Origin of the sequence: Bartonella phoceensis, from assembly GCF_902825145.1 — a bacterium.
In the GTDB taxonomy this organism is placed as follows: Bacteria; Pseudomonadota; Alphaproteobacteria; order Rhizobiales; family Rhizobiaceae; genus Bartonella; species Bartonella phoceensis.
Map to the genome: position 1 here is coordinate 275,348 of NZ_CADEAD010000002.1, position 12,595 is coordinate 287,942.

Annotated in this window: 6 protein-coding genes; 4 read left to right on the top strand and 2 right to left on the bottom strand. The window is 36.9% G+C overall.

Going from position 1 to position 12,595, the window contains the following annotated elements:
• Nucleotides 1-283: 283 nt before the first annotated feature.
• Together J7R07_RS03395 and J7R07_RS03400 are read left to right on the top strand one after the other, a co-directional pair.
• The gene (locus tag J7R07_RS03395; RefSeq protein WP_208435531.1) at nt 284-2,245 is read left to right on the top strand and encodes an autotransporter assembly complex protein TamA; all 1,962 of its coding nucleotides are present in this window, start codon (nt 284-286) and stop codon (nt 2,243-2,245) included.
• Nucleotides 2,245-6,891 carry a translocation/assembly module TamB domain-containing protein gene (locus J7R07_RS03400; RefSeq protein ID WP_208435532.1) on the top strand — a complete coding sequence of 1,549 codons (4,647 nt, stop codon included), beginning with the start codon at nt 2,245-2,247 and terminating at the stop codon, nt 6,889-6,891. Before J7R07_RS03395 ends, J7R07_RS03400 begins: the two co-directional genes overlap by 1 nt.
• A 1,293-nt stretch (nt 6,892-8,184) precedes the next feature.
• On the opposite strand, the gene J7R07_RS03405 is transcribed toward J7R07_RS03400, so the two are convergent.
• A complete protein-coding gene (locus J7R07_RS03405; protein ID WP_208435533.1) occupies nt 8,185-9,951 on the bottom strand; it encodes an ABC transporter ATP-binding protein in 1,767 nt (588 codons plus the stop codon).
• A 225-nt stretch (nt 9,952-10,176) separates the two neighbouring features.
• Nucleotides 10,177-10,695 carry a translation initiation factor IF-3 gene (gene infC / locus J7R07_RS03410; RefSeq protein ID WP_246464835.1) on the bottom strand — a complete coding sequence of 173 codons (519 nt, stop codon included), beginning with the start codon at nt 10,693-10,695 and terminating at the stop codon, nt 10,177-10,179.
• Between the two features lie 189 nt (nt 10,696-10,884).
• Here infC and J7R07_RS03415 point away from each other — a divergent pair, with 189 nt between their 5' ends.
• Both J7R07_RS03415 and J7R07_RS03420 read left to right on the top strand, forming a co-directional pair.
• Entirely contained in the window at nt 10,885-11,688 is an 804-nt protein-coding gene (locus J7R07_RS03415; RefSeq protein WP_208435534.1) for an alpha/beta hydrolase, read from the top strand.
• A gap of 9 nt (nt 11,689-11,697) precedes the next feature.
• Entirely contained in the window at nt 11,698-12,498 is an 801-nt protein-coding gene (locus tag J7R07_RS03420) for a M48 family metallopeptidase (RefSeq protein WP_208435535.1), read from the top strand.
• Nucleotides 12,499-12,595: the final 97 nt, after the last annotated feature.

Here is a 12,595-nt window from a genome sequence, read left to right on the forward strand (position 1 = left end):
AAATAATTTGCATAAATTTAACCATGATTATATGCGGTTAAATAAAATATTTATAGTACGCTAAATGAATGTGTTAGGAAAAAGAAACAAGGCTGTTTTTGTTGTGCGGTGGTGCAGGATTTTGTGAATATAAAACGAGGAGATGTTATGCATCGCAAGAAATAGAGTGTTATTTTATGTGATAAAACGTAGGAAATCTCAAGAATAGGCATATTTATCTTTCTTGTTTGATGTTATTTATAGTACAAAGTAATACGAAGTATATTATAAGGTATCTGATTTGATGGTATACCAGATGGGATTTTTTTCAAAATCAGGAGCCATGCGCAGTGTGTTCATAAGTTTATGTTTCATCTGTGCTTTTCCTCAGCCACTTGCAGCATTTGATTTTTTCGGCATCCCCCTTTTTGGCCAAAAGAAAAAAAATTCCTCTTCATATAATGTCAGTGATATGGAAAAATTTTATAAGGTTGATGTCGTTGCACCACCAGGGGCACCATCAGAAGGTGTTAAAATAGTTAAAATTGTTTCTTCTCTTGTTGCTGATAAAGATAAAGCATTTAGTTCTTCTGGTTTGTTAGCTAAAGCTCGTTCAGATTATCGAGCAATTCTTTCTGCTCTTTATGCTGATGGACGTTATGGAAGTACAATTAGTATTAAGATTAATGGTTTAGAAGCTGCCGATTTAAGTCCAGTAACTCAACTCCCAGCACAGTCCAATATTGTTATTACCATTGATGCTGGCCCACAATATGTTTTTAGTGTTGCAGGTATCGATAAAGTTACTCCATTCATAAAATATAAAACCAATAAAATGCCTACAATTGAAAGATTGGGTTATAAGGTTGGGGCTATTGCCAAATCTGAAACTATTCTGAAAGCAGAAAAATGGGCGATTGAAGGATGGCGTCGACAAGGTTACGCAAAAGCTAAAATTGTTAAGAGTGAAGTGGTTGCTGACCATGCTGCACGTCTTATTGATGCGCGGATTGTTGTTGATCCTGGACAAAAAGCTTATTACGGCCCTTTAACTGTGCGTAATGTTGGTAAGAAGCCAAGCGTAGATTCAGCATATATTGCATGGATGACAGGATTGAAGGTAGGCCAAAAATACGATTCTAATGCATTAGCCAAAGCGGATGAAAGACTTGCACGACTTAGCGTTTTCCGTTCTATAAGTATACGTGAGGCTGATACAATTAATCCGGATGGTAGTTTACCGCTTACGCTTGTTGTAGAAGAACGTAAACCACGTCGTTTTGGTGTAGGTGGTAGCTATTCAACGTTAGATGGTGCTGGTTTTGAAGCTTATTGGATGCATAACAATCTTTTTGGCCATGCAGAACACTTGAAAATTGAGACGAAAGTAAGTAGCATTGGCAGCCACAAGAAAAAGTCGTATAATCTGAGAAATTTTGATTATCTTTTCTGTGGCACATTTATAAAGCCGGGTATATTTACTCCTGATACAGACTTTAGGACAAAATTAAAAATACAACGAGATGTGCTAGAAAATTATACAACAAAAGCCATCAAAGGAACATTCGGTATAACACATATCTTTAATGGTACTCTATCGGGACAGGTTGCTGTAGAAGTTTCTAATGGTTATTCACGTGATGCTTATTTTGGGAGCCGTCATTTTACAACAATTGGGTTACCCAGTAGTTTGATTTACGATAGTCGTAATAATAAATTTAATGCGATAAAAGGTTTATACGGTGAAGTGAGTGTTGAACCTTTTTATGAAATACGCTCTAATAATTTTGTAGCAAAAATGACTGTAGAAGGTCGTTCTTATTGGGCATTGGATGAAAAGGACCATTTTGTTTTTGCAGCGCGGGCAAAGCTTGGCACAATTCTTGGGAGTGATAAAGGACAAATACCTTCGGATACGCTCTTTTTTGCTGGTGGTGGTGGATCTGTTCGTGGTTATGCTTATCGTAATATTGGTATCAAAACAGATACTGATGCTGTTGTTGGTGGGCGGTCACTTGTTGAGGGGGCGGCAGAGTTACGTTTCTCTTTAAATGACAAGATAGGACTTGTTAGTTTTCTTGATGGGGGGATTGTAGGGGAAAAGGCGCATTTTGATTTTTCTCAAAAAATAAAATGGGGTGCAGGTATTGGGGGGCGCTATATGACAGGTCTTGGCCCTTTACGGGTTGATTTAGCTTTTCCTCTTAAGCGAGAGAAAGGTGATCCTCATATTAGTTTTTATGTGGGTATAGGGCAAGCATTTTAATGAAAAAAACTGTATGTTTATCGGCTTTCTTATTTGGATTTTTGGTTCTTCTTGTGAGTGCTCTTATTTTTGTGCAGAGAAGTAATTTGCTCTCTAGCGAGGCGAGAGCCGATGATCGTTCGTGGTTTGTTTCTTTAATTGAAAACGGGCTTTCAGCACCTAATCGCCAAGTTCGTTTGCATAATGTGCAGGGGGCGCTGTCTTCTCAAATGTCAATTGATTATATCACTGTGAGTGATAAAAAAGGCGTTTGGCTGAAAATTACCAATGCTAAAATGGATTGGAATCGTCTAGCATTGTTGAAGGGACGTGTGGATATTAATCAGCTTTCGATGGAACAGATTACACTTTTACGCAAACCACAAAACAGTTCTTCCCTTGTTTCTTTGCTTGAGTCGGGGAAATTATCTTTACCAAAATTGCCACTTGCTATTTCTATCAATTCACTTACCGCTCAACATGTGGCGTTTGAAGAGGATCTTTTGGGTTTTTTTGCTGGTGTATCCTTAAAGGGAACTCTAGCCTTGGTGGATGGTAACTTTAATATTGATATAGCAGCGCATCGTTTAGATGCACCAGGATCTTTTTCTGTTTTAACAAAGATATCTGATAGCAACCGTACAGCTAAGATTGATATTTCTGTTGATGAGCCGCAAAATGGAATTTTGGCCAATATTTTGAAAATTGAAAAGCACCCTGCATTAAATTTTGCTATTAAAGGTAATGGTACTTTTGATGATTTGGTTGTCCAACTTTATTTGGAAGTCGATCACCATCCTATTTTAGATGGCAATGTTATTTTTGCAACTGTTGAAGAAGGACACAGTTTTTCCACTACATTAGTGGGAACATTGAGTCCTTTAATGCCTCTTCAATATCGTTATCTTTTCCAATCTGATGTTACGTTGAAAGCAGAAGCAAGAATGACAAAACAAGGCGTAACACATCTTGATCATATGGTGCTTCAGAATAAAGCAATGAATGTTACGGCCAATGCTGAAATAACAGCAGATGGATTTTTGCGGCAGCTTTTTGTTGATGGCAAAATAGCTCTTGATAAGGAAAATGGGAGCACACATTCAGCGGCATCAGAAGTGCCAATGCATGTGAAAGATCTCACTTTAAATATTGATTATGGCCGTGAAGGGAAACAATCCTGGAATGGACGGCTTGTTGTACATCATGTAAGCAATAAAAACATTCGTATTCGCGATGCAATTTTTGATATGGGGGGAGTGAGCGAAAATCTTGATAATGCAGCTTCTCGTCATGTTGGTGTTCAGATTAAGGGAACGCTTCGAGAGATAAAAAAAAATACAGACACATTGGAAAAAGAGGTAGGTCAAACGGTTCATGTCCATCTGGATACGGATATTTTTTCTAGAAAGCCCATTTTGATTCATGATTTTAGTGTTACAGGTCAGGGTTTTTCTGCTTGGTTAAAAGGAAAAATAGATCATTTTGTTTTTAAAGGTGATCTTGGTTTAAAAACACAAACTCTTGCTCCTTTTAATCTGTTGAATCAACAACCACTCTCTGGTAGTGCAGATGTTAAAGCTACAGGAACGATCGGTTTAATGAGTCGCACTTTTGACCTTGAGTTATCAGGGACGGCTGACAATATGAAGATAGGCATGGAGCCTTTTGATCGTTTCTTTAAAGGCAATTTTACTCTTTCAGGTGGTGCTGCTTATGACACAGCGGGTTTGATTTTGCGTCGTTTGGATTTGAAGAATCAATACACAAACATAAAAGCGGATGGATATTTTTCAGGTGAGAGAGCTAAAATGGATTTCTATGCTCAAATATCTGATCTTGCCAAATTGGATTCAAGAATAAGAGGTGCGCTTACAATTCAAAGTACGGCTAGAGGGCACAATAACCTTATAAAGCTTAACACACATGCCAATGTTGCTGAAGCATTTTTAATGGGTAAAAAGTTACAAAACACAACACTTACGATAAAAACACTTGTGGATAATACAGCGCATGTTACTTCTTTTACGGGCTCTGTAAAGGGTGAAGGAACTTTTGCTAAGGAGCCATTGTATTTATCGGCTTCTTTTAAGGATTCTCATCAGATTCGAAAGTTTGAAGATATCAATATAAAAGGAGGAAACACAAAAATAACTGGTAATCTTTCTCAAACGAAAGGTTTTATTAAAGGTGCTTTGCATATTGATTCTGATGATATTTCAGTGCTTTCCGCGTTATTTTTGCAGGAAGGCAGTGGAAAAATAAAAGGAGATTTCGTTTTTGATGAGCAAAATGGTAGACAAAAAGCCAATCTAAAAGCGTATGTTGACTCTTTAAATTTTGCAAAGAATAAAATTAAAAAGTTGGAAGTCAAAGCAGATATATTTAACCCTTTTAGTATGACACAGTTTGAGGGTTTTATCAATGCAGAGTATATCCAAACACCTTTGATGATGATTAATCGTTTAAAAGCTCAGGCCAATGGTAAAAATGGGCAAACAGTTTTTACTGCTCAAGCGATGTTGCCTAATAATACAAATGCACAACTTTCTGGCCGTATGGTTGCGGTGAGATTTCCAGAAGGCATAAAACGAGAAGTGCAGATTGAAACCATCGATATTAAACAACGCAATCTTCACGCAACATTACCTAAAATGGCTACGGTTATTTTTGATAAAAATGGAGTGACAATAAATGAATTAGGAATTGCGATGAATGGAGGAAAAGTTATGCTTGCAGGGAATGTGCAAGATACTCTTAATTTGCATATTACAATGGATGCGTTACCTGCTGCTTTAATGAATCTGTGGAAATCTGATCTTGGAGCATCTGGTACTGTAACAGGGCAGGCTATGATTCGTGGTAGTTTTCAAAAGCCTGATGTAACGTATGATATAAAAGGGGAAGAGCTGACAACCGTTGCTCTTCAAGATAAAAAAATAACGCCTTTTATGCTTACTGCTACAGGTAAAACAGTAGACAAAAATCTAACTTTAAATGCAAATTTAACAGGAAAAGGAGTACAGGCACAAGCACAGGGTCGTATATCTTTAGATCAAAACAAGCTTGATCTTCATGTTAATTTGCAAGATTTTCCTGTACGTTTGGTTAATAGTTTTGTTGAAGGGCAAGCGCTTGGAGGAACGATTGTAGGTAAGGTCGATATTGATGGAACAATAAAGGATCCATCTGCTTCTTTTGAGCTTTCTAGTCAAAACTTGACCGCTATGACGCATAAAGGCCCTATGTCGTTCAATATGAATACGCGTGGTTCTTACAAAAAGGCAACTTTTCACATTGAAAATATGGTGGCAACTGGAGATAAAGGATTAGATCTCTCCATAAATGGGCCTGTTTCCTTAAATGGCGCAGAAGTTAATTTAAATGTTAAGGGAACAACGCCTCTTACTTTCGTTGATTTGTTTTTAGCTAAGCGCGGTGCATATATAACCGGTACAGCAAAGATTGATGCAGCTTTCAAAGGTACATTCCTTCAGCCACAGTTAAGAGGAGATCTTTCGATAGTTAATGGCAGTTTTTTTGATTCAAAAATAAATTTAGGATTGAACAATATAACCATTGAAGGCAAACTAAATGGCGATCACATTCTTATAGAGAAAGCTTCAGCTTTTTCATCTGAGGGTGGGCTGGTTTCCGCTTCAGGCCGTATTTCTAATGATCTACAGCCAGATTTGGTATTTCACCTTGACCACGCTAATTATAATGATGGTTCTATGATCCTTGCAACGTTGTCAGGAAAGATGACGATGACAGGTCATTTTGTAAATAACCTTGTTATTGGTGGTGATATCACAGTTGAAAAAGCTGAAGTTTTTGTTCCGGATCATTTTCAAAATGCAAAATTTCTTGATGTTAAAAATAAGAATTTAACCAAATCGATTCAAACAACACTTGAACGTGCTGATGTTAAAAATACTAATACCAGTTCTAATGTCTCTCAAGAATCTTCCTCTGTTATACTGTCAAATATGCGTATTACGGCACGCAATCAGTTTTTTGTACGTGGACGAGGGTTAGATACTGAATTAGGGGGACGCATTAACATAGCAGGTCCATTAAATGATGTACACCCAGTTGGTGAGTTTCAGATGATTCGTGGACGTTTTGATATTCTTTCACAGCGTCTTAATTTTGATCAGGGACAAGCAAGTTTCAGTGGTAATCTTAATCCTACAGTTTATTTTGTGAGCAACAATAATAGTGGTGATATTCGTGTCACTGTAACTGTAAGTGGAACGATTGATAATATTGATGTTCGTTTTTTCTCACAACCGAATTTGCCGCAGGATGAAATTTTAGCGCGTTTGATTTTTAATCGCTCTCTTAGTGAGTTATCACCATTTCAGGTTGCTCAGCTTGCGGCAGCGGCAGCTGATCTTGCGGGTGCTTCTAATACATCTTTATTGAACACTCTACGGGCTAAAATTGGTCTTGATGATCTTGATGTTGTTGTTGATGGAAAAGGGAATACGGGTCTACGTATTGGACGCTATATACACAATAATATTTATTTAGGTTTTGAAGCAGGGTCAGATGGAACCACGAAAGGGACAATTAACTTAGACATTTCCCGTCATCTCAAAGCTAAAGGCGCCATAGGAAATGAAAAGAATTCCAGTGTTGGTATATTTTATGAAAAAGATTATTAAGAATTGAAATTCCAATTTCTTAATTTTTATGCACTTAATTCTTTAAGCCATAGAAAAAACGAAGTATATACCAAAGATTCCATACAAAGAGGAGGCTTTTTTACAAAATCGTGAGAAGAGACGTTTAAAGTATTTGTTTTTTGTTGATCATGTTTTCTCATGGGATAAAGTTTTTCACGGAGAATAGAGTATCCTTATACTTTTCATTCATACACTTAACATACACTTAATTTGATATCTCTGTTTGCTCTCATTCTTTCTTACAGCGCTACCTATGAATGGTAAAATGGAAATCTATTGGGCACCGTTATTTTTTACGTTTATGAAGATAAAAATTGACATCATCATTTTTTGGCGGATCTAAATGTTGTGATTGTTTTTGCATTGAGATGATGTATGAGAGGCATCTTTAATTCCTTTTTAAACGATTTTGTCTACACACCAATTCCATTTGTGATGTGTAAGTGAACGATCTTTTCTGGTTCATCATAAGAGAGTTTGCAATAAAAAATCTTATAGTATTTCAAGCACACATTTAAGTTGCAAAGTAATGAATTATTATAAATCAAAATATTGCATTTTTTGAACAAGCCTTCAATAAAATGGCTTTCTTTATAAAGATGTTTGTCATAGTTATGTGGTGTTTTTCTGTTTGAATAATAAAGAATTATAAGAATAGCATTTTGTTTTCTCATCCATTTTCTTCATGCATCTAAATCATAATTTTGATAGATTCAACAATAACATGTATATTTTCATATTCTTTAAAGGATTGAGGTATTTAAGTAATAGAAATTATAATTCCTAGATATAAGAATGAAATACAAAACTTGATCTCGGATATTCTTCGCAGCATGGAGTTCTATAAGATATTTTTTTGCTTTTTTCTAACACTATTTTTAATTTACACGTGTAATGCATAGATCAGCACGGAAAAAGGCGGCATCAATTAACAGCTCCACTATCTATAACTCTTAGCAAGTTCTTTCAAAACCTGGTGTTATCTTCTTTTCTGCATATGAAAAGCATACCATTTAAAAATGCTACGTTACTTTTTTGAAGAATGGGGAAAACTCCTGCTATTGAACTCCTGTTTTTAAAATAAACAGTCTCAAGAAAACAACGGGGAAATTTTTTAATCGCGAGCTTAGATATTTATTTTATTAAACTGTACATCTTTTGTTAATCACTGCACGTAATGTACTAACTCTCCATGGTATTTCACTATTCTTTACAAAGAAACAATATTAATTATCCACTTATTATCTCAAATATTACTTAAATACTGAGAAACTAGGATGTGTGCTTCTTGAATTGCATATTATAGAGTTTTTTGTAAAAACTATTTTCTTTTTCCAACAATTCCTTTTGGCTACCTTGTTCAATTAGTTGACCATCTTGTATGATAACAATTTTATGGGCGTGAGCAATTGTCGAAAGGCGATGGGCAATAACGATAATCGTACGCCCTTTGGGGAGATGGTGAAGTGCTTCATTAATTTGCGCTTCAGTGTGGGAATCTAAAGCACTTGTTGCTTCATCAAGGATAAGAATTTCACTGTCATGAAGCATTGCTCTAGCAATCGCGAGTCGCTGTTTTTGCCCACCTGAAAGATTACAGCCATTATCACCGATTTGTGTATCATAGCCATTTGGTAGATCCATAATAAAGTCGTGTGCATTAGCTGATTTTGCTGCTTTGATAATTTCATCATCACTCGCTCCTGCTTTTCCAAGTCCGATATTATATTTGACCGTTCCTTGAAAAAGAAAAGTATCTTGTCCCACGTAGGTTATCAGACTTCTAAGAGAGCGAAATGTAGTGTAGCGGATGTCTTGATCATTAAACAATATGCGCCCTTTTGAGGGGTCATAGAGGCGCATAATGAGGTTGATAAGAGTTGATTTTCCCGAACCTGATGGCCCCACCAATGCTGTCATTTTTCCAGGCTCTATTTCTAGATTGATATCTCTCAACACCATTTGGTCATCCGTATATGCAAAAGAAACATCTTCAAAACGGATAGTTCCCTGTGTTTTATCTAGATCTTTAGCATTTTCATGTTCTACAATTGTTAGAGGATGATCGAGAATTTCAAACATTGTACGGACATTGACTAATCCGGCTTCAATTTTAACACGCACATTTGCGAGCCTTTTCGCAGGTTCGTAGGCGAGAAGTAAAGCAACAATAAAAGACATGAATTCACCTTGAACGCCTGCACGTTGCGTTGCAAGATAGCCGGAAAAACAGATAATACCCGCAATAGCAACACCAGCAAGTGTTTCCATAATTGGACTTGTAATGGCTTGAAGCTTTGCAATAGTATTTGCTTGTTTTTCAACATCACCAATGGCTTTATCCATACGTTTTTTCATGATTTCTTCTAATGAGAAAGCTTTTATAACGCGAATACCAATAGAACTTTCTTGTACAATTTTGATAATTTCACCAAACGAAAGAAGTTCTTTTTCTACAAGGCGACGAACATGTTTTGAAGCCATTCGAACCCCTAAAAAAGCCAGTGGTCCCACTATTAAAGTAATGGCGATTAACGTAAAGTTTTGAATAAACATGACGAGCAGTAGGCCACTAACGGAAAGCAAATCACGCACAAAAGTTGTAATAATTGTATCAATGATATTACGTACTGCTGTAGCGTTGTGGGTTACGCGGACAAGAAGATCAGATGAAGTATGATGGTGGTAAAAAGAGATTCCTTGTTCCATAAGGCGTGCATAAATTTTGCGCTGTTGTTCGGCAACAATGCTGTTGCCTGCTTTGCTCAAAAAGTAAGTTTGGGAAAAAGTTGCAATCCCTTTGAGAATAAAAATAAAAGCAATGATGCTGGAAATCGAAACAATCATGCTAAAATTTTGCGCATCAATAATATAATTGACAACATCACGCATAATCCACGCGCTGGCTGCGGTTGTGCAAGCAATGATGATCATTGAAAAAACAGCAGCACTGTACCAACATGCATGTTTATGAAAATTTTCTCGCAAGAGACGGATGATAAGATATTTATCAAAAGCAGAAATTTGTTTTTTTATCATGAAGCGCTTCTCTATTTTATTTATCGTTGTCTTCTGCAAATTTGAAGCACTCTCTTTAAAGACATCTAGTCTCTAAGATAAAAAGAGCATTCTCTTAAATAAAGAAATTGGTACACACCCCCACACACCTAAAAGCACCACACCACCGCCCTATGATGCTTTTAAAGCATATCCAATATACTCGACTCTAGATGGTTTGCATTCTCTCCATAGTTCCAGTGAAAACTATTTAGCTGCTATCACCATCATCATTTGACGGCCTTCGAGTTTTGGTTCAGATTCGATTTTGGCAATTTCACTTGTATCTTCTTTAACCCGTTGAAGAAGTTTCAATCCAAGATCTTGGTGTGCCATTTCACGACCACGAAAACGCAAAGTAACCTTTACTTTATCACCATTACCAATAAAGCGATGAATAGCTTTGAGTTTTACACCATAATCATGAACATCAACATTTGGACGCATCTTAATCTCTTTGATTTCGATGATCTTTTGTTTTTTACGTGTTTCAGCCGCCTTTTTTTGGGTCTGATATTTTAATTTGCCCAAATCAATAATTTTACACACGGGCGGTTCTGCATTTGGCACAATTTCAACCAAATCAAGCCCCGCGTCTGCAGCCATAGCAAGTGCTTCTTGTATCGCAACAATTCCCTGATGTTGTCCTTCATCATTGATAAGTTGAACATGAGGAACCCTAATATCCTGATTTGAACGTGGCCCGTCTTTCTGGGTAGGTGTCATTTTGAATGGTCTACGAATGGTCCATGCTCCTTAGTTCTGATTCATCTACATGTAATTTAATATACAATTATACACAGAAAAACAATAAGAATTCGTGCTTTTTCATATTTGATTTATGACTTTGAGGTTTGGTTTGGAAAATAAAAATTTTTCTTTTATAATAAGAATGTTTTATAAAGGAAAAATATAATGGATCAAAATGTTTCTCTCCAGTTTTTTTCGTTTGAAGATACTGCTCTTGCGGTACGTTATCGCAAGGGAAAACGTTCTCCTGGTTTAGTTTGGCTTCCTGGTTATCTATCTGATATGTTAGGGGATAAGGCGGTGTTCGTTGATAATTTTGCTCAAGATCATGATTTGTCCTGCTTACGTTTTGATTATTCTGGGAATGGAGAATCGGGAGGTGATTTTTTTCAAGGGACAATTTCACGTTGGGTTCAGGAAAGTTTAGCGATTTTTGAAGCTTATTGTGTAGGACCACAGATTTTAATTGGTACCTCTATGGGGGGATGGATAGCTTTAAGGCTTGCTAGGTTGCTAGCGCAGAGAAATAAGAGTCTTGCGGGTATGGTTTTGATTGCACCTGCTGCTGATTTTACAAAAACATTAATAGAATCAGGAACAGGTGTGAAGAAGTGGAAAATTCTCGATGAAACAGAGCATATTGACCGATCTGAAATTAGTTATACAGAGCCAGTTCCTTTTACAAAAGTATTTATTGAAGATGGCAGAGACAACTGTGTTATGAAAGGATGCATTGATACCGGATGTCCAGTCCATATTTTACAAGGTATGGAAGATGTGGAGATACCCTATCAGCATACATTAACTTTACTGAATCATTTGCCGTTACATGATGTGACATTGACTCTTGTTCGTGATGCAGATCATCAGTTTTCACGTCCACAAGATTTAAAGTGCCTTGCAACGGTTTTGAGTTCATTGATTGATCGAATTAGTGCAGGGGAAGAGTCGAATTCGTTGATGATGTAGACGTGGTGTATGACAGTTTATGAACAGCTTTTTTTTTCTGATCGCGTTGTGCCTATACGGGTCCGGGAACATAAGTGTGCACGCCGTCTCACATTGCGTATTGATACGAGCGGCCAAGGAATTTGCGTAACAACACCACCAGCGATTAGTCTTTGTTCAGTTCAAACTTTTATTGAAAAGCACCGATCCTGGATTGAGGCACGCCTTGCTCGCGTACATATTTCTCATGAAAATTCTTATCTCAAAGAGGGGACAACGGTACCTATATTGGGTATTGCACACACTATAAAGCATAAAGCAGGGCGTGGAATAACAGAAATCGTTGCAGGAGGTGTGGGACAAGATCCTCAAATTATTGTTTATGGTCAATTAGAATATTTGCCAAGACGTGTTGCCGATGTTTTAAAAAAACAGGCTGCGTTCGTTATGACGCCATTGGTAGGATATTATGCACATAAAGTAGAGCGTAAAGTAAAATCAATTTTTTATAAAGATACGAAAAGCTGTTGGGGTTCTTGTTCACGAGGAGGACGTCTCTCCTTTTCTTGGCGTCTTGTTATGGCACCTAGAGAAATTGTTGAATATGTTGTCGTCCATGAGGTTGCTCATCTTATTGAAATGAATCATGGACCGAAATTTTGGGCTCTTTGTGAAAAACTTTGCCCCAAAAGTAAAACATCTCGTGCTTGGTTGAAGGAAAATGGTCATATGCTACAAGCGATCAATTTTCATTCCTATAATTGGAAATATGAAGAAAATTTTGCAAGAGGGAATATTCACCGGAACTTTTTACGAGGTATTTCATTATAAATGTGCTTCATCACCTGATGAAGAATTCATTGAAGCCTCAGCAATATTATCTTCCCCTATTTTATTTGCTGAGTGTCTTCAATGTTTTTGCTTTATC

Bases quoted from the DNA above. Each gene is read 5' to 3' on its own strand.
- J7R07_RS03395 (WP_208435531.1), top strand. From the start codon at position 284: ATGGTATACCAGATGGGATTTTTTTCAAAATCAGGAGCCATGCGCAGT.
- J7R07_RS03400 (WP_208435532.1), top strand. From the start codon at position 2,245: ATGAAAAAAACTGTATGTTTATCGGCTTTCTTATTTGGATTTTTGGTT.
- J7R07_RS03405 (WP_208435533.1), bottom strand. From the start codon at position 9,951: ATGATAAAAAAACAAATTTCTGCTTTTGATAAATATCTTATCATCCGT.
- infC (WP_246464835.1), bottom strand. From the start codon at position 10,695: ATGACACCTACCCAGAAAGACGGGCCACGTTCAAATCAGGATATTAGG.
- J7R07_RS03415 (WP_208435534.1), top strand. From the start codon at position 10,885: ATGGATCAAAATGTTTCTCTCCAGTTTTTTTCGTTTGAAGATACTGCT.
- J7R07_RS03420 (WP_208435535.1), top strand. From the start codon at position 11,698: ATGACAGTTTATGAACAGCTTTTTTTTTCTGATCGCGTTGTGCCTATA.